The 20,614-nt window shown below is 67.3% G+C and carries 19 protein-coding genes; 10 read left to right on the forward strand and 9 right to left on the reverse strand.

From position 1 onward, the window contains the following. Window positions 1-47 precede the first annotated feature (47 nt). A complete protein-coding gene (locus LT948_RS00925) occupies window positions 48-2,003 on the reverse strand; it encodes a sensor domain-containing diguanylate cyclase (protein ID WP_033995164.1) in 1,956 nt (651 codons plus the stop codon). Window positions 2,004-2,187: 184 nt separating this feature from the next. Here LT948_RS00925 and LT948_RS00930 point away from each other — a divergent pair, with 184 nt between their 5' ends. From LT948_RS00930 to LT948_RS00940, 3 genes are all read left to right on the forward strand, one after another. After that, a complete protein-coding gene (locus LT948_RS00930) occupies window positions 2,188-2,787 on the forward strand; it encodes a peroxiredoxin (protein WP_003085842.1) in 600 nt (199 codons plus the stop codon). Window positions 2,788-2,920: 133 nt separating this feature from the next. After that, window positions 2,921-3,871 (forward strand): thioredoxin-disulfide reductase, encoded by a 951-nt coding sequence (gene trxB / locus LT948_RS00935; protein ID WP_003134313.1) that lies wholly within the window; start codon window positions 2,921-2,923, stop codon window positions 3,869-3,871. Window positions 3,872-4,124: 253 nt separating this feature from the next. Next, window positions 4,125-4,544, forward strand: a complete 420-nt coding sequence (locus tag LT948_RS00940) for an MAPEG family protein (protein WP_003085846.1) — start codon at window positions 4,125-4,127, stop codon at window positions 4,542-4,544. 10 nt (window positions 4,545-4,554) lie between these two features. Here the strand turns inward: LT948_RS00940 and LT948_RS00945 are convergent, their stop codons facing one another. The 5 genes from LT948_RS00945 to LT948_RS00965 form a co-directional block, all read right to left on the reverse strand. Further along, complete coding sequence (locus LT948_RS00945) at window positions 4,555-5,517, reverse strand: threonine dehydratase (protein ID WP_033995163.1); 963 nt, start codon at window positions 5,515-5,517, stop codon at window positions 4,555-4,557. Between the two features lie 176 nt (window positions 5,518-5,693). Next, window positions 5,694-6,863, reverse strand: a complete 1,170-nt coding sequence (gene cbpD, locus LT948_RS00950) for a chitin-binding protein CbpD (protein ID WP_003109418.1) — start codon at window positions 6,861-6,863, stop codon at window positions 5,694-5,696. A gap of 279 nt (window positions 6,864-7,142) precedes the next feature. Further along, on the reverse strand, window positions 7,143-7,766 hold the full coding sequence (locus LT948_RS00955; RefSeq protein WP_003085852.1) for an NAD(P)H-dependent oxidoreductase: 624 nt from the start codon (window positions 7,764-7,766) through the stop codon (window positions 7,143-7,145). Beyond that, window positions 7,759-9,153 (reverse strand): class II fumarate hydratase, encoded by a 1,395-nt coding sequence (locus tag LT948_RS00960; RefSeq protein ID WP_003085854.1) that lies wholly within the window; start codon window positions 9,151-9,153, stop codon window positions 7,759-7,761. Before LT948_RS00960 ends, LT948_RS00955 begins: the two co-directional genes overlap by 8 nt. A gap of 128 nt (window positions 9,154-9,281) precedes the next feature. Then, the gene (locus tag LT948_RS00965; RefSeq protein ID WP_003109416.1) at window positions 9,282-10,301 is read right to left on the reverse strand and encodes a DUF2804 domain-containing protein; all 1,020 of its coding nucleotides are present in this window, start codon (window positions 10,299-10,301) and stop codon (window positions 9,282-9,284) included. A gap of 167 nt (window positions 10,302-10,468) precedes the next feature. Between LT948_RS00965 and LT948_RS00970 the strand changes: the two genes are divergently transcribed. From LT948_RS00970 to LT948_RS01000, 7 genes are all read left to right on the forward strand, one after another. Further along, entirely contained in the window at window positions 10,469-11,017 is a 549-nt protein-coding gene (locus LT948_RS00970; RefSeq protein WP_003120754.1) for a DUF2059 domain-containing protein, read from the forward strand. Window positions 11,018-11,030: 13 nt separating this feature from the next. Beyond that, a complete protein-coding gene (locus LT948_RS00975; RefSeq protein ID WP_003114234.1) occupies window positions 11,031-11,336 on the forward strand; it encodes a BolA family protein in 306 nt (101 codons plus the stop codon). Between the two features lie 164 nt (window positions 11,337-11,500). Then, entirely contained in the window at window positions 11,501-12,439 is a 939-nt protein-coding gene (gene trhO, locus LT948_RS00980; RefSeq protein WP_003085861.1) for an oxygen-dependent tRNA uridine(34) hydroxylase TrhO, read from the forward strand. A 39-nt stretch (window positions 12,440-12,478) separates the two neighbouring features. After that, window positions 12,479-13,081, forward strand: coding sequence for a DsbA family protein (locus LT948_RS00985; protein ID WP_023980573.1), 603 nt, complete (start codon window positions 12,479-12,481; stop codon window positions 13,079-13,081). Beyond that, a complete protein-coding gene (locus LT948_RS00990; RefSeq protein ID WP_023875703.1) occupies window positions 13,074-14,864 on the forward strand; it encodes an ABC transporter ATP-binding protein in 1,791 nt (596 codons plus the stop codon). The genes LT948_RS00985 and LT948_RS00990 overlap by 8 nt, the downstream gene beginning before the upstream one ends. A gap of 294 nt (window positions 14,865-15,158) precedes the next feature. After that, the gene (locus LT948_RS00995; RefSeq protein ID WP_003134291.1) at window positions 15,159-17,615 is read left to right on the forward strand and encodes an EAL domain-containing protein; all 2,457 of its coding nucleotides are present in this window, start codon (window positions 15,159-15,161) and stop codon (window positions 17,613-17,615) included. Between the two features lie 74 nt (window positions 17,616-17,689). Continuing rightward, window positions 17,690-18,472, forward strand: a complete 783-nt coding sequence (locus tag LT948_RS01000; protein WP_003085869.1) for a TenA family transcriptional regulator — start codon at window positions 17,690-17,692, stop codon at window positions 18,470-18,472. 50 nt (window positions 18,473-18,522) lie between these two features. Here the strand turns inward: LT948_RS01000 and LT948_RS01005 are convergent, their stop codons facing one another. The 3 genes from LT948_RS01005 to LT948_RS01015 all read right to left on the reverse strand — a co-directional run bounded on the left by LT948_RS01005 (window position 18,523) and on the right by LT948_RS01015 (window position 20,553). Next, window positions 18,523-19,482: a quinone oxidoreductase family protein gene (locus LT948_RS01005; RefSeq protein WP_023092163.1), complete on the reverse strand. Its 960-nt coding sequence runs from the start codon at window positions 19,480-19,482 to the stop codon at window positions 18,523-18,525. Window positions 19,483-19,507: 25 nt separating this feature from the next. Further along, the gene (locus LT948_RS01010) at window positions 19,508-19,681 is read right to left on the reverse strand and encodes a DUF1427 family protein (protein WP_003085873.1); all 174 of its coding nucleotides are present in this window, start codon (window positions 19,679-19,681) and stop codon (window positions 19,508-19,510) included. A gap of 83 nt (window positions 19,682-19,764) precedes the next feature. Then, entirely contained in the window at window positions 19,765-20,553 is a 789-nt protein-coding gene (locus LT948_RS01015; protein ID WP_003085876.1) for an AraC family transcriptional regulator, read from the reverse strand. Between the last annotated feature and the right edge of the window lie 61 nt (window positions 20,554-20,614).

A 20,614-nucleotide genomic window follows, 5' to 3' on the forward strand; every position in this document is an offset into this window, starting at 1 on the left:
TAGCAGACTGGCGAAAGCCCGCGACAGAGCCTGTTTGACCGCGCATTTCAGGCTGGCGCCCGGTACAGGCAATAGTGGTTGCGCTGGCGCTTGGCCTCGTACATGGCGCTGTCGGCGGCACGGACCAGTCCTTCGGCATCGCCGGCATGCCGCGGGTAGAGAGCGATGCCGATGCTCGGGGTGACGAAGTCGATGCGTTCGCCATTCAGCGCGATCGGTTGGACCAGCGCCGCCAGCAGGCGTTCTGCGAGGCGCTGCGGATTGTTTTCCTGGCTGTCCTCGAGGAGCACGGCGAATTCGTCGCCGCCCAGGCGGTAGGCCTTGTCCGGCTGCCGCAGGGTGCTGCGTACCCGTTCGGCGACGGTCCTGAGGAGGGCGTCGCCGACGTCGTGGCCGAAGCGGTCGTTGACCTCCTTGAAGCGGTCCAGGTCCAGGTACAGCAGCGCCAGTTCGCTTCCGCCGGAGCCGGCGCGAAGCAACGCCTGGCCGAGCTGTTCGTCGAAGGCCTTGCGGTTGCCCAGGCCGGTCAGCGGGTCGCGGTAGGCCATTTCCAGCAATTGCTGCTGGTAGGCGATCTGGTCGCTGACGTCGCGGACGATGCCGCGGTAGCCCCGCAGTTCGCCCTGCAGGTCGTGGATCAGCGAAACCGTGGCTTCGAAGTAGCCGAGGCTGCCGTCGGCGCGCTGCAGGGGGATGGCGAAGGTCTTGCCTGCGCCGCTCTGCATGGCGCGCTGGAAGGGTTGGCGGGCACGCGCCAGGTCGTCTTCGCCGAGCAGTTCGTAGTAGGGGTGGCCGATCAGCGTTTCGCGCGTCTGACCGAGCAGTTGGCAGAGCGCGGGGTTGACGGTGAGGATCATGCCGTCGACGTCCATTTCGAAGTAGCCGTCGCGCATCGACTGGAGGATCGCCCGGTCGCGCGCCTCGCTGTGTTCCAGGCGCTCGAGCATCTGGTTCATCTCGCCCGCCAGTTGTCCCAGCTCGTCGTTGCCGAAGTCGCTCAGGCGTATCGAGTGGGCGTTGCGTCCGACTTCGGCGACCTCCCGGTTGAGCCGTTGGACCCGGCGCAGGACCCACAGCTCCAGGGCCAGGTAGCCGACCAGGAAAGCGCCCAGCGCGACCAGCAGGGAGGCGCCGAGGAAGAAGTTGATGGCCTTCTCGCCCTGGATGTAGAGCAGGCGTCTCTTGGTGATGTCGAAACGCAGCTGCGGCTCGCCGCTGGAACTCAGGTACTGCACCGAGACCTGCTGGACATGTTCGCCGATGAATCGCCGCGGGCTGAGCAGGGCCTGGTTGTGGGTACTGCCGCTGCGGCTGCGCAGCGGCTTCCAGGTGGAGTCGGTGGCGATGTTGGGCATCGGTTGCAGGTCGGCCTGCATCTGTTCGCGGAGGTTGGCCAGGCGTTCCCGGTCGAGGAAGTAGCCGGCGAGGATCGCGCCCTTCGCCGGCGCGCTACCCTGGTTGTTGCTGATAGGCACGCTGACCAGCAGGGTCGGCAGGTTGTCGACCAGCAGCAGCTCGCTCAGGCTGTGGTCGGTGCGTCCGCGAAAGTCCAGCGCGCCGAGGCGGATGGCGCGTTGCTGCAGTGCCTCGAGCAGGGCCTGGTCGCTCGCCGAGGGGGCGCCGAAGAGCACGCGCTGGTCGGGCGCGGGCGGGGACCACTGCTTCAGTTGCAGGTGACCCCGGTCGTCGAGGAACAGGACGAAGTCGAATCCCAGGTCGTCGAGCATCTCGTGGTCGAGGTTTTCCTGTTCGAAGGTCTCGTTGGGGCGCTGGATGAAGTCGTAGCTGGCATCCCACCAGGCGTAGGTGCGAACGATGTCCAGGTGGCGCTTCAACTCGAAGTCCAGCCGGTTGTGCAGGACGGTGGCGCCCTCTTGCAGGCGTTGCTGGTCCTCTCGGTCGAAACGGCTCAGCAGGATGCTTTCCGACAAGAGCCAGATACCGCCGAGACTGGCGGCCAGCAACGGCAGGAACAGCCAGAGCAGGCGTGTGCGTAGGGGCATGCGGTGAGGACGGGTAATGGACGACAGCATGAGTCTAGCCGCAGGTTGGGAGCATAGGCGGACTCTATCGTGCGAATTGAAATTCGACATTTCAATGCATCGTCGTGGCTGGGTAACCTGCGCTGCATATTCTTCCGGGAGCCTGGCGTCGCCGGGCGGAACCCAACCTTCTAGGAGCCTCGCGATGAGCGTACTGGTCAACAAGCAAGCCCCCGATTTCACTGCCGCCGCGGTCCTCGGCGACGGTTCCATCGTCGATGCCTTCCAGCTTTCCAGCCTGCGCGGCAAGTACGTCGTGCTGTTCTTCTGGCCGCTCGACTTCACTTTCGTCTGCCCCTCGGAAATCATCGCCCACAACAACCGCATGGATAAGTTCCGCGAGCTGGGCGTCGAGGTGGTCGGTGTCTCCATCGACTCGCAGTTCACCCATCACGCCTGGCGCAGCACGCCGGTGGAGAAGGGCGGCATCGGCGCGGTCGAGTTCACCATGGTCGCCGACGTCAAGCACGAGATCACCCGCGCCTACGGTATCGAGCACGAAGACGGCGTGGCCCTGCGTGCCTCCTTCCTGATCGACCGCGCCGGGGTGGTCCAGCACCAGGTGGTGAACAACCTGCCGCTGGGGCGCGAGGTGGACGAGATGGTGCGCCTGGTCGAGGCCCTGCAGTTCACCGAGGAACACGGCGAGGTCTGCCCGGCCGGTTGGCGCAAGGGCCAGAAAGGCATGAAGGCGAGCGCCGAGGGCGTGGCCTCGTACCTGGCCGAGAACGCCGAGGCACTGTGATCCCGCTGCCGGGCGCGAAGTGTGCCCGACCGACCTTTTTCCGGGGCGACCGCTCCTTCCAAGCCTTCCCCATGTGCTTTGGTGGCCCCGTTTTTATTCGCGCCGACGCTGATGTCGGCAGGAGTCCGACGAGATGCCCGATACCCTCCGCCACGCCCGAGTGATCATTCTCGGTTCCGGTCCCGCCGGTTACAGCGCGGCTGTCTACGCCGCGCGCGCCAACCTCAAGCCGCTGCTGATCACCGGCATGCAGGCCGGTGGCCAGTTGACCACCACCACCGAGGTCGACAACTGGCCGGGCGATCCCCACGGCCTGACCGGCCCGGCACTGATGCAGCGGATGCAGGAGCACGCCGAGCGCTTCGAGACCGAGATCGTCTTCGACCACATCCATGCCGTGGACCTGGCCGGCAAGCCGTTCACCCTGCGCGGCGACAATGGCACCTACACCTGCGACGCACTGATCGTCGCCACCGGTGCCAGCGCGCGCTACCTGGGGTTGCCGTCGGAGCAGGCGTTCATGGGCAAGGGCGTGTCGGCCTGCGCCACCTGCGACGGTTTCTTCTACCGCAACCGCGAAGTGGCGGTGATCGGCGGCGGCAATACCGCTGTCGAAGAGGCCCTGTACCTGGCCAACATCGCCAGCCGGGTGACCCTGGTGCATCGTCGCGAGACCTTCCGCGCCGAGAAGATCCTCCAGGACAAGCTGCAGGCGCGGGTCGCCGAAGGCAAGATAGTGCTCAAGCTCAACGCCGAGGTCGATGAGGTGCTTGGCGACACGATGGGCGTCACCGGAGTGCGCCTGAAGAACCGCGATGGTGGCAGCGAGGAGATCGCCGTGGATGGCATGTTCGTCGCCATCGGCCATACTCCCAATACCTCGCTGTTCGAAGGGCAACTGGCCCTGAAGGACGGCTACCTGGTGGTCAACGGCGGGCGCGAAGGCAACGCCACCGCGACCAACGTACCGGGTGTGTTCGCCGCCGGCGACGTGGCCGACCACGTCTACCGCCAGGCGATCACCTCGGCCGGCGCCGGCTGCATGGCCGCGCTGGATGTGGAGCGCTATCTCGATTCGCTCTGATGAGAAGACAGCCCTGAGTGCTGCGTGCAAGGAAGGCCCCGCTTCGGCGGGGCTTTTCTTTGTCCGTTCGGAAAGCCGCGGGCAGTGGGTCGTCCGGTTACGCATCCGCCGACGGCGGACATCGGGGCCGAGCGGCGTACCGGCAGAACACGACTTAAGGACGGCGGACTGCGAATAGAGCAATTGCTCTAGCCGGCCTAGAATCCAGACGCTTCATCCTTCCCACGACAAGACAATAGAAGGAGCGTCATCCATGTTTCTCAGCCCTAGCGCGATCTGCCTGCTCGGCCTGATCGCCTGGACCCTGTTGCTGGTCTTCCTGCTGGTCAGCCAGCGCGGCCTGCTGGTACTCGGCGGGCGGATGGCGGTGAACGCCTTCGCCGCCGATGGCAGCAACACGCCTGGCGGTTTCGGCCAGCGGCTGGTGCGAGTCCATGCCAACTGCGTGGAGAACCTGCCGCTGCTGGCCGGCGCGCTGCTCTACGCGATCGCCAGCGGGCAGAGCAGCCTGACCGACCCGTTGGCGCCACTGGTGCTCGGCGCCCGGCTGTTCCAATCGCTGATGCACCTGGTCAGCACCTCCGCGCTGTTCGTCTGGCTGCGTTTCGCCGGCTTCTTCGTGCAGTTGCTGGTGCTCGCCTGGTGGCTGCTGCTCCTCGCGGGGCTGGCCTAGCGGCGCCGGCTCAGTCGCCGGCGGCCAGTTGCTCGGCGAATACCTCGCGGTCGACGTTCGCTCCGCTGAGGATCAGGCCTACCTTCAGCCCCTTCAGGCGCTCGCGCTCCTGCCAGGCGGCGGCCAGCGCCGCCACCCCGGCGCCCTCGGCGACGTTGTGGGTGCTGGTGAAGCACAGGCGCATGGCCGCGCCGATCTCCCTGTCGCTGACCCGCACCAGGCGATCGGCGCCGGCCAGGATCATTTCCAGCGCGCTCGGGTCCGGCGTACTGCACGCCATGCCGTCGGCCAGGCGGGTGTCGACCGGGTGGCTGATCGCCGTGCCGGCCTCGAACGACAGGGCGTAGGCCGGCGCATGGGTGGACACCACGCCGACGATGCGGGTCTTCAGGCCCAGCGCGTCGCGCGCGGCGATCAGGCCGCAGATGCCCGAACCCATACCGATCGGCACGTAGACTTCGTCAAGGTCGGCCAGCGCGGCGAACAACTCCAGGCTGTAGCTGGCGACCCCGGCCACCAGCCAGGGATGGAACGCCGGAATCAGGTGCAGGCCTTCGTGCCGGGCGCGCTCGGCGGCGTATTCGCGGGAGGCCTGGAAGTCCTCGCCATGCTCGATCAGCTCCGCGCCGAGGCTGCGCATCGCCGCGTTCTTCTCGCGGCTGTTGCCGTGCGGCACGACGATGATCGGCTGGATGCCGTAGCGGCTCGCCGAGAAGGCCACCGACTGGCCGTGGTTGCCGCGGGTGGCGCTGATCACGCCGGCCGGCCGCTCACCCTGGTGCGCCAGGTGGTGGAAATACACCAGGCCGCCGCGCAGCTTGAAGGCCCCCACCGGCAGGTGGTTCTCGTGCTTCATCCACACTTCGCAACCCAGTGCCTCGCATAGCAGTGGCCAGCGTATCTGCGGCGTCGGCGGCAGGCTCTGGTGGACGATGGCGGCGGCTTGTTGGAGGGCGGCGAGAGAAAAAGGCATGCGTGGTTTCCCCGTGCTGGTGGTCGGACCAGCCTAGGGAGCGCACGGCAGATTGAACAGGCACACGTAGCCAGGGTTTCGCCGGGGGACTGTACCGTTGCGCGGATTCGCCGTCTCGCGGCGGGTGCCTGGCGGCGAAAACGACTGCCGCCCGGAGCGGGCGGCAGTCGAGGGCGTTACAGCAGGGTCCAGGCGTCCTGCCAGGCCATGCCCTTGCCCGGGGCGTAGTAGAGGTCCCAGCCCTTGCACCAGCCGGAGTTCGGGTAGGGCTTGCACTGGTAGCGCTTGCCATCGGCACCGCGCACTACGGTCCCGGCGTCGTATTGCTGCAGGCCTTGCGGATAGTCGAAGTCGACCTTGCCGTCGCCGCCCGGCTGCTCGCCGCCGCCCTCGACCGGCAGTTCGATGTCGACCTGGAAGCGGTAGCCGGCCTGGCGCACGTAGACCTGGTTGTCCTGCGAGCTGGCCACCGGGCTGACCGCCCCGTAGGCATCCAGCACGCCGACGTTGACCAGGGTGGAGTCCTGGTTGACCTTCTGCGCCAGCGCCAGCGGCCATTGCTTGGCACCGTTGTTGCCCTGGGCCAGGGTCAGGCTGTGACGCTGGGCGTCGCGGCCCTGGGCATCGAACAGACGCAGGGTGACGGTAGCACCGGCTGGCAGGTCCTGCTGCGCGCGCAGGTTGCCCAGCGCTTGCCAGGGGTTGGCGACGGCGCCGCTGAAGCTCACGTCGATGCAGGCGTAGAAGGCTTCCGGGCTGTCCGAGCGCTGCCAGACGTTATAGATCACATGCTTGCCGGTCTTGCCCTGGGGCAGCGGGCAGTTCATCCGGTAGGTGCCGTTCTCCAGCTTGACGCTGGTGATCGAGCAGAACGGCGCGGGTTCCAGGTCGCTCCAGGCCAGCGGCTTCTCGGGGTTGTAGCCGTCCTTGGTGATGTAGAAGTCGAAGTAGCGGGTCGCGTGCGGCGCGCTGGCCTTGTAGACGAACTGGAAGTTGCCGCTGGCGTCCGGCGCAATGGCAGTGCTGGGCCAGTCGCTGCGAGCCAGGTTCAGGCCCTTGAACAGTGCCTTGCCGGCGCCGCAGAGCTGGCCGTCGGGGACCACCGCCTGGTGGTTGCCGTTGGCGTTGCCCTGGTTGACGCCATTCCAGTCGTACAGCGCCTGGGTGCCGCCGGCGGCGACGGCGGCCTTGCAGGCGGCCGACTTGGGATTCTCCGGACCTTCGAGGAAGCAGCCGTAGACCCGGCTGGGCGGCGTTTCCATCGAGCCGTGGGCATGGGCTGCCTGGGGCAGGAACAGGGCGAGGGTGAGTGGCAGGAGTGCCAGGGTGGCTGAGTAGTGTTTCATGACAAGTCCTTTTTTCCAGAACCGGATTCATTTCGAAGCGGGCTGATCCTAGCCCTCGGTGCCGGTTTGAGGTCCCTACCAAATGTGACGGGCCGGTCAGATTCGCTACCCATTCCTGATGGATGTCGCGGAATGCAAAGCGGTCGGCACCCGCACTGTGAGCCGGTAGAGGCAGGCAAAGGGCCGCCATGGGGGCGGGGAAGGCAAGCCGGCGGGAAGGTGGCGGACCTGTCAGAACGATCAGTGTCCGCGCCCGGCCGCAGCCGGGCGGGAAGGGAACTAGACCTGGCTGCCGAGCTGTTCGGCGCGACGCAGCCAGCCCTGGCGCTGTTCCTCGCTGGAACTGCGCATCGGCGCGAACTCTTCCAGGCGGCGGGTGGCGATGCCACAGGCGCCGAGCACGCTGCGCACCATCTGCCGGTGCGCCGGCGGGCCCTTGAGGAAGCGCAGCCGCGACAGCGGCTGGTCGTGGCAGACCAGCAGGTCGGCGCTGCGCCCGCCCAGCAGTTGCTCCCAGTCCTTGTCCTGGGTGCCGCGGTAGCGGAAGGCGAAGCCCGGCTGCAGGGCGCGGTCGAAGAAGCCCTGCAGCAGCGCCGGCAGGCCGCCCCACCAGACCGGGTAGACGAACACCAGGTGCTCGGCCCAGTGGATCTGCCGCTGCGCTTCCAGCAGGTCGGGTTCGAGCACCTGGCTCTGTTCGTAGCCTTCGTGGAGGATCGGGTCGAAGGCCAGTTCGCCCAGCTTCAGTTCGCGCACCACGTGATCCTTGCTGCGCGCGCCCTGGGCGTAGCATTCGGCGAGCAGGTGGCAGAAGCTCTTGCGCTTGGGCGAGCCGACGATCAGCAGGATGCGCTTGCCGTCGCCTTCCAGCGGGGTGGCGCCGGTCTTGGCGGTTTCAACCATGGTGGCCGGCCTCCAGCATCTGCTCCGGCCGTACCCATTCGTCGAACTGCGCTTCGTCCAGGTAGCCCAGCTGCAGCGCCGCGGCGCGCAGGGTGGTGCCTTCGGCGTAGGCCTTCTTGGCGATTTCGGCGGCCTTGTCGTAGCCGATGTGCGGGTTCAGTGCGGTGACCAGCATCAGGCCGCGCTCCAGCAGGTCGGCCATGCGCTGGGCGTCCGGCTCCAGGCCGGCGACGCAATGCTTGTTGAAGTTGCGGCAGCCGTCGGCGAGCAGGCGGATGGACTCCAGCAGGTTGTAGACGATCACCGGCTTGAACACGTTGAGTTGCAGATGGCCCTGGCTGGCGGCGAAGGAAATCGTGCTGTCGTTGCCCATGACCTGGCAGGCCAGCATCGACAGCGCCTCGCACTGGGTCGGGTTGACCTTGCCGGGCATGATCGAGCTGCCCGGCTCGTTGGCCGGCAGCTTCACCTCGGCGAAGCCGGCGCGTGGGCCTGAGCCGAGCAGGCGCAGGTCGTTGGCGATCTTCATCAGGGCCACCGCCAGGCTCTTCAGGGCGCCGGAGAGGATGACCAGAGGCTCGTGGCCGGCCAGGGCGGCGAACTTGTTCGGCGCGGCGACGAAGGGCAGGCCCGATTCGGCGGCGATTTCCGCGGCGATGGCGTCGGCGAAGCCCTTCGGCGCGTTGAGCCCGGTGCCCACCGCGGTGCCGCCCTGGGCCAACTGGTAGACCGCCGGCAGCGCCGCGCGGATGGCGCGCTCGGCGTAGTCGAGCTGGGCGACGAAGGCCGAGAGTTCCTGGCCGAAGGTGATCGGCGTGGCGTCCATCAGGTGGGTGCGCCCGGTCTTGACCAGGCTGGCGTGCCGCGCCGACTGTTCGGCGAGACCGCCGGAAAGCTCGGCGATGGCCGGCAGCAATTGTTCGTGCACGGCCTTGGCGGCGGCGATGTGCATGGCGGTGGGGAAGCTGTCGTTGGAACTCTGCGCGCGGTTGACGTGGTCGTTGGGATGCACCGGCGACTTGCCGCCGCGCGGATTGCCGGCCAGTTCGTTGGCGCGGCCGGCGATCACCTCGTTGACGTTCATGTTGGTCTGGGTGCCGCTGCCGGTCTGCCAGACCACCAGCGGGAAGTGTTCGTCGTGGCGGCCTGCGAGGACCTCGTCGGCGGCCTGTTCGATCAACCGGGCGACTTCCGGCGGCAGTTCGCCGAGGTGGTCGTTGACCCGCGCGGCGGCTTTCTTGATCAGCGCCAGGGCGTGGATCACGGCGAGCGGCATGCGCTGGCCGCCGATGGCGAAGTTCTCCAGCGAGCGCTGGGTCTGGGCGCCCCAGTAGGCGTCGTCGGGCACCTCGATGGTGCCCAGGCTATCGGTTTCGGTCCGGCTCATGAGTGTTCTCCAGGGTGCGTATCCGGCAGTTTAGGCCTTCGCTCCCGCCTTGGGTTCCGCTGCCGTCGCTTCCTCGTGGGCATTTTTCGCCGCGCTGCGGGTCGGAAATAGATTGCCCGCCGCCGGCGTCACCAGCGCGCGCGGGTCGAACCGATCCAGCCGAGGGCGCCGTCCACCGGCACGCAGTCGCCGTCGTCGTGGCGCAGGGTGCCATTGAAACGGCCGAACCACTGGCGGGTATTGGCATAGAACAGGCCGACGCTGGGCCGCGCCTGGTGCAGCTGTTCGGGACGGAAGAGCAGCTCGACGCGACCGCAGGCGCTGTCCAGGCGCCATTCGGCCAGCGGGTCGCGAGGCTCGCGGATGTGCACGTCGTCGAGCACGCGGCTGAGCTTGCCGCCGAACCACAGGGCGTTCTCGCGCAGGTCGCTGGCTTCGGTCCAGCCGGTGCCGAAGTTGCCGGCGATGCCGCCGGGGGCGGCGAAGGCGGCGCGGGTCCAGTAGGTATGCAGCGGCCAGACGCCGCGGCCGAAGTCCAGCGCGGCGAAGCTCTGGCCCGCCTGGCAGTCGTAGCGCCGGCGGCCGAGTTGCAGGCAGCCGCTGATCGGCAGGCCGAGCTGGCGGCTACAGGCATGGAAGGTGTGTTCGCCCATCGGCACCACCAGGTTCACCGACTCCAGGTGCGACGGTCGTCGCACTTCCAGCGCCAGCTCCAGCGGCAGGCCGCCGAGGTCCGGGGCCTGGCCGGTGACGCGCAGGCGCCCGGGCTGTTCGTCGAAGCGCAATTGCAGGCGGGGATGCTCGAAGGCATGGCTGGCCTGCGGCTCGTCGGGCAACTGGCAGCCGAGGCCGAAGAAGCGGATCTGCGTGTGCGCTACCGCCTGGCCGCTGTCCAGGTCGAGGAAATAGGCGGCGCCGTAGGTCAGGTAGTCGAGGTCGGCGATGGTCAGCGAGAGCATCCAGCCGGGGCTGACGATGCACCAGTGGTTCCAGCGCTTGCGCCGGCCGAAGTGGCCGGGGATGTGGCAGAGCACCCGCGGCCGGGCGGACCAGCCGACCGCCCGGGGATCGAGCCGGCCGTGGCTGTCGCAGAGGTTGCGCAGGGGCGGGGGCGATACGGCGAGGGTATCGGCGGCGGTTCCGTTCATCTAACACATCCATGTGACAGGCTGACGCAAGCATGCCGGCTGCGGAAGGAAGGCGGCAAGTACCCACTACAGAACTGATAGTAGACGGCATGGAGCGGGCGGGCGCCGGATAGGATTCTCCCGATATTCGGCGCCGCGCTTGAGCGGATTTCGAACTTAGGCGCAGAATGTCGGGTCCCACGGACACATCTACCCAACCTCAAGGATTTTCCATGACCCGTCTTCGCCTCATCGGCAGCGCCGTGCTGCTCAGCCTCAGCTCCATGGCCATGGCCGATTCCGCCAGCCAGGCCGAGCAATTCCTCAAGCTGGTCCATGCCGACAAGCTGACGGTCCCGGTCTATGCCCAGGTGCAGCAGATGCTGGCCCAGCGCTTCGCCCAGGCCAAGGCGCCGGAGAGCAAGAAGGCGGTTCTCGAGCGTTACCAGGCCAAGGCCAATGCCGAACTGGACCGCGCCATCGGTTGGGACAAGATCAAGCCCGAGCTGATCAAGCTCTACACCACCAACTTCACCGAGTCCGAGCTGAAGGACCTGAATGCCTTCTACCAGTCGCCGCTGGGCAAGAAGGTGCTGGAGAAGATGCCGCGCCTGACCGCCGAATCCGCCCAACTGACCCAGGCCAAGCTGCAAGGCGCCGTCGAGCCGGTGAACAAGCTGATGGCCGACATGGACAAGGAACTCGGCGTCGCCGCGCCGGCCCAGAAGAAAAAGTGAGTCGTGATTCGCGATGAGCATGCGTGACCGTATCCAGACCGCCCTGCAGCCCCTCGATCCGCAACACGTCGAGGTGCTCGACGAGAGCCACATGCACAGCCGCGGGCTGGAGACCCACTTCAAGGTGGTGCTGGTCAGCCCGCAGTTCGCCGGGTTGAACGCGGTGAAGCGGCACCAGAAGGTATATGCCACCCTCGGTGGGTTGATGGGCGAGTTCCACGCCCTGGCGCTGCATACCTTCACCCCTGAGGAGTGGAGCCAGGCCGCGGTGCCGGCCTCGCCGACCTGCCGCGGCGGGAGCAAGCACGACATACCCTGAGACGGCGTCCGTCGCGGCGGGGTGCAGAGCCTGCCCCTGCTGCGCTAGACTACGCACCCAGCGCCGGCCTTCCGCCGGCGTTGTCGTTTCCATGGCGCCAGCGGCTGGCGCTTTTCGTTCCGGTCCGCCCTTTACGCGGGCGACCACCTGGAGGCTATATCCCCATGACATCCATCGTCGTGGCGGCGCTGTACAAGTTCGTGACTCTCGACGATTACGTGGCGCTGCGTGAACCCCTGCTGCAAACCCTGCTCGACAACGGTGTGAAAGGCACCTTGCTGCTGGCCGAGGAAGGCATCAACGGCACCGTCTCCGGTAGCCGCGAAGGCATCGATGCGCTGTTCGCCTGGCTGCGCAGCGATCCCCGGCTGGCCGATATCGAGCACAAGGAATCCTACTGCGACGAACAGCCGTTCTACCGCACCAAGGTCAAGCTGAAGAAGGAAATCGTCACCCTCGGCGTGCCTGGCGTCGATCCGAACAAGCAGGTCGGCCAGTATGTCGAGGCGAAGGACTGGAATGCCCTGATCAGCGATCCGGAAGTCCTGCTGATCGATACCCGCAACGACTACGAGGTGGCGATCGGCACCTTCGAGGGCGCGGTCGATCCGAAGACCAGGTCGTTCCGCGAGTTCCCCGAGTACATCAAGGCCCACTACGACCCGGCGCGGCACAAGAAGGTGGCGATGTTCTGCACCGGCGGCATCCGCTGCGAGAAGGCTTCCAGCTACATGCTCGGCGCCGGTTTCGAGGAGGTCTTCCACCTCAAGGGCGGCATCCTCAAGTACCTCGAAGAGGTGCCGCAGGAACAGAGCCTGTGGCGCGGCGACTGCTTCGTATTCGACAACCGCGTGACCGTGCGCCACGATCTTAGCGAGGGCGAGTACGATCAGTGCCACGCCTGCCGCAACCCGGTCTCGCTGGAGGACCGCCAGTCCGAGCACTACGTGCCCGGCATCAGCTGTCCGCACTGCTGGGACTCGCTGAGCGAGAAGACCCGCGCCGGCGCCCGCGAGCGGCAGAAACAGATCGAACTGGCGCGGCAGCGCAACCAGCCGCACCCGCTCGGTCGCGATCCGCGCCAGTCCACGCTGGAGAACTGAACCTTGGCCAAGGCCCGCCTGCTGTACGTGATGGACCCCATGTGCTCCTGGTGCTGGGGCTTCGCCCCGGTCGCCGAGGCGCTGTCCCGGCAGGCGGCCGCCGACGGCGTCGCTTTCCACCTGGTAGCCGGTGGCCTGCGCGCCGGCCACGGCGCGGCGCTCGACCCGAATACCCGCGGCTACATCCTCGGCCACTGGCAGACCGTGCAGCAGACCACCGGCCAGCCGTTCCGCTTCGACGACGCGTTGCCCGAAGGCTTCGTCTATGACACCGAGCCGGCCTGCCGGGCCCTGGTGGCGGCGCGCAGCCTCGACGAGGAAAGCGCCTGGCCGCTGGTGAGGGCGATCCAGCGGGCGTTCTACGCCGAGGGTCGCGATGTCACCCAGGCGGCGGTGCTCGCCGACCTGGCGGAAGCGGTGGGAATTCCACGCATCGAGTTCGCCGCGGTCTTCGACAGCGGCGAGGCGCGCGACGCCACCGCCGCCGATTTCGCCTGGGTCCAGGACCTTGGCATCGCCGGGTTCCCGACCCTGCTGGCCGAGCGCAACGGCCAACTGGCGTTGCTCACCAACGGCTACCAGCCGCTTGCCGAACTTTCACCCTTGCTCGGCCGCTGGCTGGAACGGGGCCGGCATGAGTGAGCGCGGAGACCGCCTGAGCTGGGCGGAGATTCGTCGACTCGCACTGCGCCACAAGAAAGCCCTGTTGCTCGCCAACCTGGTGGCGGTGCTGGCCACCCTCTGCACCGTGCCGATCCCCTTGCTGCTGCCGTTGCTGGTGGACGAAGTGCTGCTCGGCAAGGGCGACGGCGCGCTGCGTTTCATGGACCGCCTGTTGCCCGCCGACTGGCAGGTGGCGTTCGGCTACATCGGCCTGATGCTGGCGGCGACCCTCCTGTTGCGGGGGGCGGCGCTGGTGTTCAACGTGCTCCAGGCGAAGCTGTTCGCGCGGCTGTCCAAGGACATTGTCTACCGCATCCGCCTGCGTCTGATCGAGCGCCTCCGGCATATCGCCCTGGGCGAATACGAAACCCTCGGCGGCGGTTCGATCAGCGCCCACCTGGTGACCGACCTGGACACCCTGGACAAGTTCGTCGGGGAAACCCTCAGCCGCTTCCTGGTCGCCTTGCTGACGCTGCTCGGCACCGCCGCGATCCTGGTCTGGATGCACTGGCAGCTGGCCTTGCTGATCCTGCTGTTCAACCCGCTGGTGATCTGGTCCACGGTACAACTGGGCAAGCGCGTCAAGCACCTCAAGAAGCTCGAGAACGACAGCACCGCGCGCTTCACCCAGGCGCTCACCGAGACCCTCGAGGCGATCCAGGAAGTCCGCGCCGGCAATCGCCAGGGCTATTTCCTCGGCCGCCTCGGCCACCGCGCCCAGGAAGTCCGCGACTACGCCGTGGCCTCGCAATGGAAAAGCGACGCCGCCGGGCGCGCCAGCGGCCTGCTGTTCCAGTTCGGCATCGATGTGTTCCGCGCCGCGGCGATGCTTACCGTGCTGCTCTCGGACCTGTCGATCGGCCAGATGCTCGCGGTGTTCAGCTACCTCTGGTTCATGATCGGTCCGGTCGAACAGCTGCTCGGCCTGCAATACGCCTACTACGCCGCTGGCGGCGCGTTGCAGCGGATCAACGAGTTGCTGGCGCGGGCCGACGAGCCGCGCTACCCGCCGCTGCGCGATCCGTTCGCCGGCCGCATGACCGTTGGCATCGAGGTGCGCGGGCTGGATTTCGCCTACGGCGAGGACAAGGTCCTGGAGCAGTTGGACCTGAACATCGGCGCCGGCGAGAAGGTTGCCCTGGTCGGCGCCAGCGGCGGCGGCAAGAGCACGCTGGTGCAACTGCTACTCGGCCTCTACAGTGCGCAGCGCGGCAGCATCCGCTACGGCGGGGTGCCCCTGGAGGAAATCGGCCTGGACTGCGTGCGCGAACATGTCGCGGTGGTTCTCCAGCATCCGGCGCTGTTCAACGACAGCGTGCGGGCCAACCTGACCATGGGCCGCGAACGCAGCGACGAGGCCTGCTGGCGGGCTTTGGAGATCGCCCAGTTGGCCGACGGCGTGCGGCGCCTGCCGCAGGGGCTGGACACCGTGGTCGGGCGTTCCGGGGTGCGCCTGTCGGGCGGTCAGCGGCAGCGCCTGGCGATCGCCCGGATGATCCTCGCCGAGCCCAAGGTGGTGATCCTCGACGAGGCCACCTCGGCCCTCGACGCCGCTACCGAGTACGCCCTGCACCAGGCGCTCGGCGACTTCCTCGAAGGCCGCACCACATTGATCGTGGCTCATCGGCTGTCGGCGGTGAAGCAGGCCGACCGGGTCCTGGTCTTCGATGGCGGGCATATCGCCGAAGACGGCGACCACCAGCAACTGATCGCCGAAGGCGGCCTCTACGCCCGGCTCTACGGACATCTGCAACAGATGTGAGGCGCCAGGCTGTCGCCTGGCGGTTTTTCTCGTATATTCCATATAAGACATCCGGTTTTTATTGGCTGCGGCAATAAAAAACGCTGTCTGTTCCGCCAGGTGCAGGGCAGGTTCGGCAAACAGCCACTAGACTCCTACTGTTTGCCGGGTGTCCGCCTCCTCCAGCGTCGTGGCTGCCGGCAGGCAAGGCCTCGGGAGTTCTGCGACGGGATCTTGAGCGGCCGACAGGTGATGCAGTCAGGGGTGACGGAGACGGCACCCGATCGCTTAGCGCCAGTTTGAATGGTAGATGGAATGAGGCAGAACCGGACTCTCGACAAGCCCCGCCTGCTCGGCCTGGTATGGCCCTTCATCGTCGTGGTGCTGTTGCAGGCCATGCTGGCGGGCGGCAGTCTCTACGTCCTCTCCGCGGTGCGCAGCTATGTCGGCGGCGAAAGCCTCTGGTCGAAGGGCCAGAAGGATGCCATCTACTATCTCACCCTCTATGCCGACTCACGCGCCGACGAAGACTTCCGCCGCTACGAGGAGGCCATCGCGATCCCCCTCGGCGACCGCGAGATGCGCCTTGCCCTGGACCAGCCCGACCCGGACATCGAGGCGGCCCGCCAGGGCATCCTCAAGGGCGGCAACCATGCCGACGACGTTACCGCGATCATCTGGCTGTACCGCAACTTCCACGACTTCAGTTACTTCGAGCGCGCCATCGAGCTGTGGCTGGTGGGCGACAAGTACGTCATGGAACTGATCGACGTCGCCGGCAAGATGCGCGCGGGCATCGGCACCGGGCAGGCCAGTGCCGAGCAGGTGCAACAGTGGAAGACCGAGATCCACGCGATCAACGAGAAGGTCACGCCGGCGGCCAAGGCCTTCAGCGACGCCCTCGGCGAGGGCTCGCGGGCCTTGCTCAGGCTGCTGCTGGTGGCCAACCTGACCACCGCCAGCGTGCTCATCCTCCTGGCGTTCCTGCGTACCCGGCAGCAACTGATGCAGCGCCAGGAAGTGGAGAACGCCCTCGATGCCGAGCGCGAACGGGCCCAGATCACTCTGGCCTCGATCGGCGACGGAGTGATCACCGCCGACACCCAGGGGGGCATTTCCTACCTCAACCCGGCCGCCGAGCAGATGACCAACTGGACGCTGGACAAGGCCCGCGGCCTGCCCCTTGCGTCGCTGTTCCGGATCGTCGACGAAAGCTCGCGGGAGGAGGGCATGCTGCTGATCGAGCAGATCCTCAGCGGCGAGATCGACGGCGGCCGCGAGCATTCCAAGCTGGTCCTGCGCCACGACGGCAGCAGCGTGCCGGTGACCCTGGTGGGTGCACCGATCCATCGCGGCGGCGAGATCACCGGGGTGGTCCTGGTGCTTCACGACATGACCCGCGAGCGCCAGTACATGGCGCGCCTGTCCTGGCAGGCGACCCACGATGCGTTGACCGGGCTGACCAACCGCCGCGAGTTCGAGTATCGCCTGCAGATAGCGCTGGAACGCCTGGAGCGCAACAGCGGGCGGCACGCCCTGATGTTCCTCGACCTGGACCAGTTCAAGCTGGTCAACGACACCTGCGGCCACGCCGCCGGCGACGAACTGCTGCGCCAGGTCTGCACCCTGCTGCAACAAGGCTTGCGCGAGGGCGACACGCTGGCGCGGCTGGGCGGCGACGAGTTCGGCATCCTGCTGGAGAACTGCCCGGCGGAAAAAGCCGTGGAGATCGCCGACCATCTGCGCAAGACGGTCCAGGACCTGCACTTCACCTGGAGCGGGCAGCCGTTCAACTGCACCGTCAGCGTCGGCCTGGTGCACCTGCTGCCGGGTATCTCGACCCTCGAGGAGGCACTGCGCTCCGCCGACATGGCCTGCTACATGGCCAAGGAAAAGGGCCGCAACCGGGTCCAGGTGTTCCATCAGGACGACGTCGAACTGTCGATGCGCTTCGGCGAGATGACCTGGGTCCAGCGCATCCACCTGGCGCTGGAGGAAGACCGCTTCAGCCTCTATGCCCAGCCTATCGTGCCGCTGGGCGAAGGCGCGGAGGAGGGCTTGCACGTCGAACTGCTGCTGCGCCTGCGCGACGAGGGCGGGCGCCTGGTGCCGCCGCTGAGCTTCATACCCGCCGCCGAGCGCTATGGCCTGATGACGCTGATCGACCGCTGGGTGGTGGAGAATGCCTTCCGCACCCTCGTCGAGCGCGCCCAGGACCCTCGCGCCGAGCCGATCGGCACCTGCGCCATCAACCTCTCCGGCGCGACCATCGGCGACGAGTCGTTCCTGCAGTTCCTCACCGAGCTGTTCGCCCGTTACCGCATTCCGCCGCAGACGATCTGCTTCGAGGTCACCGAAACCGTGGCGGTTGCCAACCTGGCCAGCGCCATCCGCTTCATCAACGAGCTCAAGGACACCGGTTGTCGTTTCTCCCTGGACGATTTCTGCGCCGGCATGTCGTCCTTCATCTACCTCAAGCACCTGCCGGTGGATTACCTGAAGATCGATGGCAGCTTCGTCAAGGACATGCTCGAGGATCCCATCGATCGCGCCATGGTCCAGGTGATCAACCATATTGGCCACGTGATGGGCAAACGTACCATCGCCGAGTTCGTCGAGACCGTCGAAGTGATGGAGGCGCTGCGCGAGATCGGCATCGACTATGCCCAGGGCCTGGCCATCGGCGCGCCCCTGCCGTTCAGTCGCCAGCCTCCGGGCGCAGGGCTGGATGCCCAGGGCCTGTGGCCGAGCCTCGGACAGAACCTCCGGTAGGTGACCGCGGAGCGAAGAAAGAGTAGTTTCGCTGCTATGAGGCCGTTGCCGAGAAGAAGAGAAGGGAGACGGGTGTGAGCGAGTTCTTTGACCGTACGGGCCCCTTGCAGGAGGCGGGAAGCTATCCGCAGTGGGCGCAGCAACTGATCGTCGACTGCCAGGCGAGCAAGGACCGGGTTTCCGGCCACGAGCTGTACCGGCGCATGCGCGACGCCGAGCTGAGCCCGGCGCTGATGCGCCTGTACCTGATCGGCGGCTGGCCGGTGGTCGAGCAGTTCCCCTTGTACATGTCGCAGAACCTGCTGAAGACCCGTTTCGCCCGCCATCCCGGCGAAGACATGGCGCGCCGCTGGCTGATGCGCAATATTCGGGTCGAACTCAACCACGCCGACTACTGGCTGCACTGGGCCGAGGCCCACGGTGTGAGCCTGGCCGAGATCCAGGCGCAAGACGTGCCGGCCGAACTGCACGCGCTCAGCCACTGGTGCTGGCACACCTGCGCCAGCGACTCACTGCCGGTGGCCATGGCCGCCACCAACTACGCCATCGAAGGCGTCACTGGCGAGTGGTCGGCGCTGGTCTGTTCGAACGGCGTCTACGAAAACGCCTTCCCCAAGGAAGGCCGCAAGCGCGCCATGAAGTGGCTCAAGCTCCACGCCCAGTACGACGATGCCCACCCCTGGGAGGCGCTGGAGATCATCTGCACCCTGGCCGGCACCAATCCCAGCGCCGAGCTACGCCGGCAACTGCGCGACGCGATCTGCAAGAGCTACGACTACATGTACCTGTTCCTCGAGCGCTGCATGCAGCTGGAGGAGGCGCGCAGCGCCCGCAAGCTCGCGGTCGGCGCGGAGTAGTCTTGCGCGCAGCGGAATCCCGGCGTGTTCTGCCGGGATTCCGCTGGTCCTCAAGGCACCAGGATGATCTTCTCGCAGGTGCCTTCGTTCACTGCCCGGTACTGCTCAACGCCCTGCTCCAGCGGGACTTCCCGCAGCCCGTCCGGCAGCGGCAGGCGGCCTTGGTCGAACAGTTTGCCGAAGGCGTCGAGGAAGCCTGCGCAGGTTTCCACGCCATAGAGCAGCGAGTTGATCCCCACCACCGAGCCACCGCGACGGTACAGGTTCAACGCCGGCAGGCGCACATGGCCGTCGGCTGGTGCGGCGATGATCGCCAGGCGACCGAAGGCGGCCAGCGCCGGGACCGCCGCCTCGAGCCAGAAACCGGTCGTATCGAAGATCACCTCGGCCCCGCCGGGGAAGATCCCTTCCACCTGTGCCGCCAGTTCGGCCGGCTCGCCCAGCAGCAGCGCGGCGATGCCCTGCGCTTCCAGCGCCTGGCGTTGCTCCTCGCGCCGCACCGCGCCGATCGCTTCGGCCCCCAGGGCCTTGGCCAGCGCCAGCGCGGCCTTGCCGACCGCGCCGCTGGCGCCGATTACCAGGAGCCGGGTGCCGGCCTTGACCTGGCTGCGTTGCAGGGCGTCCCAGGCGGTGCTGTAGGGCACCCCGCAACTGGCGGCCTGGGCGAAGCTCAGGCTTTCCGGCTTGAGCGCGACGCCGGCGGCCGGCAGGGTCAGGAACTGCGCGTGGCTACCGTCGCGGAAGAATCCCGGCTCCCGCCCGGTGCCCCAGACCGCCTGGCCGAGCAGGGCCTTCGGTCCCTCCACCACCACCCCGGCGAAGTCGCGGCCCGGTACCCGGGGCAGGGTGGTATAGGGGAAGCGGCCGAGGACGTTCTTCACGTCGCTCGGATTCAGCCCGGCGGCGCGGATTTCCACCCGCACCTCATCGGCGGCGGGAAGCGGGTCGGGCATGTCCACCAGCTTGAGGGCGGCGAGGTCGCCGGTACGGTCGAATTGCAGTGCTTTCATCGGGGGCTCCGTGTCGTCGCGGCGATCAGTGCAGCCACTGCTGCAGCAGGTCGCGGCCAAGGGGGAAAAGCTGTTCGCCGAGCTGCATGCCAAGCAGGCCGACCAGGGCGATGGCGGGTGGCGCCGGCGAGCGGAAGTCGAGTACGGCGTAGAGCACGCCGACCAGCAGGCCGATGCCGAGGGAGATCAGGTAGTTCATGGCGGCTGACAGGGACGGTGAACGATGGTGCCAGTCTAGTTGGCCGAAAAAACATCTATCGGCCAATCGCTATCGAATACCGGTCAAGGCTGGAACGGCTGGTGATGCTCGGCCCTGTACTCGGTGGGAGAGACGCCCAGCTCGCGGCGGAACATGTCGCTGAAGGCGCTCGGCGTATATCCCAGGGCATGGGCGATGCCTGCCACCGGACGGCCATCGATCAGTGCGGCGGCGGCGGTCGCCAGTTGCACCTGCCGCCGCCAGTCGGCGAAGCCCATGCCCAGGCTGCGCTGGAACAGGCGCGAGAGGGTCCGCACGCTGGCCCCGGCGTCTTCGGCCAGGCGCTCCAGGCCGATGTCCAGGGAGGGATTGGCCATCACCGCCTGGCACAGCGCGAGCAGGCGCCTGTCGGAGGCGTCCGGCAGCGGTACGCGGAGGCTGGAACGGCGCGCGCGACCGAGTTCGAGCACGGCGAGATCGGCCAGCGCCCGATAGTAGTGGGGGTCGCTCTGTCGTTCCTGCTCCACCAGGCTGACGATCAGCTCGCGCAGCAGCGGGCCGACCACCAGCACCAGGGTGCGGTCCTCCAGGCCGCGGGAGAGTTCCGGGCTCAGGTAGATGTTGCGCATCTGCAACTCGGACGCGATCCGCACCGCATGGCGCAGGCCCGGCGGCAACCAGACCGCCCGTTGCGGCGGGACCGGCAGGGCCTCGTCGGGCGTCTCCAGCCACATCATCCCGGACACCGCATAGAGTACCTGGCCCCAGGCGTGCTCGTGGGCATCGACGCGGTGCCCGGCAGGATAGCTGCGGGCGACGCCGCGCAGGGGCCGGCGGCTGTCGCTCAGGTCGGGTGGGGCGGGTCGTGCCATGGGAATGCCGTCGCGGAGTAAAGACGCAGGTTAACCGCTTGACGCCGATCATGCAGCGCCG

The organism is Pseudomonas sp. CP-1 (assembly GCF_021213715.1).
GTDB lineage: Bacteria > Pseudomonadota > Gammaproteobacteria > Pseudomonadales > Pseudomonadaceae > Pseudomonas > Pseudomonas aeruginosa.

Excerpts from the sequence above, each read along its gene's own strand:
- LT948_RS00975 (WP_003114234.1), top strand. The coding sequence starts at position 11,031 with ATGAGCATGCGTGACCGTATCCAGACCGCCCTGCAGCCCCTCGATCCG.
- LT948_RS01005 (WP_023092163.1), bottom strand. The coding sequence starts at position 19,482 with ATGAAAGCACTGCAATTCGACCGTACCGGCGACCTCGCCGCCCTCAAG.
- LT948_RS00925 (WP_033995164.1), bottom strand. The coding sequence starts at position 2,003 with ATGCCCCTACGCACACGCCTGCTCTGGCTGTTCCTGCCGTTGCTGGCC.
- LT948_RS00995 (WP_003134291.1), top strand. The coding sequence starts at position 15,159 with ATGAGGCAGAACCGGACTCTCGACAAGCCCCGCCTGCTCGGCCTGGTA.
- LT948_RS00955 (WP_003085852.1), bottom strand. The coding sequence starts at position 7,766 with ATGGTTGAAACCGCCAAGACCGGCGCCACCCCGCTGGAAGGCGACGGC.
- LT948_RS00970 (WP_003120754.1), top strand. The coding sequence starts at position 10,469 with ATGTCGGGTCCCACGGACACATCTACCCAACCTCAAGGATTTTCCATG.
- trxB (WP_003134313.1), top strand. The coding sequence starts at position 2,921 with ATGCCCGATACCCTCCGCCACGCCCGAGTGATCATTCTCGGTTCCGGT.
- cbpD (WP_003109418.1), bottom strand. The coding sequence starts at position 6,863 with ATGAAACACTACTCAGCCACCCTGGCACTCCTGCCACTCACCCTCGCC.
- LT948_RS01015 (WP_003085876.1), bottom strand. The coding sequence starts at position 20,553 with ATGGCACGACCCGCCCCACCCGACCTGAGCGACAGCCGCCGGCCCCTG.
- LT948_RS00960 (WP_003085854.1), bottom strand. The coding sequence starts at position 9,153 with ATGAGCCGGACCGAAACCGATAGCCTGGGCACCATCGAGGTGCCCGAC.
- LT948_RS01010 (WP_003085873.1), bottom strand. The coding sequence starts at position 19,681 with ATGAACTACCTGATCTCCCTCGGCATCGGCCTGCTGGTCGGCGTGCTC.
- LT948_RS00940 (WP_003085846.1), top strand. The coding sequence starts at position 4,125 with ATGTTTCTCAGCCCTAGCGCGATCTGCCTGCTCGGCCTGATCGCCTGG.
- LT948_RS00965 (WP_003109416.1), bottom strand. The coding sequence starts at position 10,301 with ATGAACGGAACCGCCGCCGATACCCTCGCCGTATCGCCCCCGCCCCTG.
- trhO (WP_003085861.1), top strand. The coding sequence starts at position 11,501 with ATGACATCCATCGTCGTGGCGGCGCTGTACAAGTTCGTGACTCTCGAC.
- LT948_RS00990 (WP_023875703.1), top strand. The coding sequence starts at position 13,074 with ATGAGTGAGCGCGGAGACCGCCTGAGCTGGGCGGAGATTCGTCGACTC.
- LT948_RS00945 (WP_033995163.1), bottom strand. The coding sequence starts at position 5,517 with ATGCCTTTTTCTCTCGCCGCCCTCCAACAAGCCGCCGCCATCGTCCAC.
- LT948_RS00985 (WP_023980573.1), top strand. The coding sequence starts at position 12,479 with ATGTGCTCCTGGTGCTGGGGCTTCGCCCCGGTCGCCGAGGCGCTGTCC.
- LT948_RS00930 (WP_003085842.1), top strand. The coding sequence starts at position 2,188 with ATGAGCGTACTGGTCAACAAGCAAGCCCCCGATTTCACTGCCGCCGCG.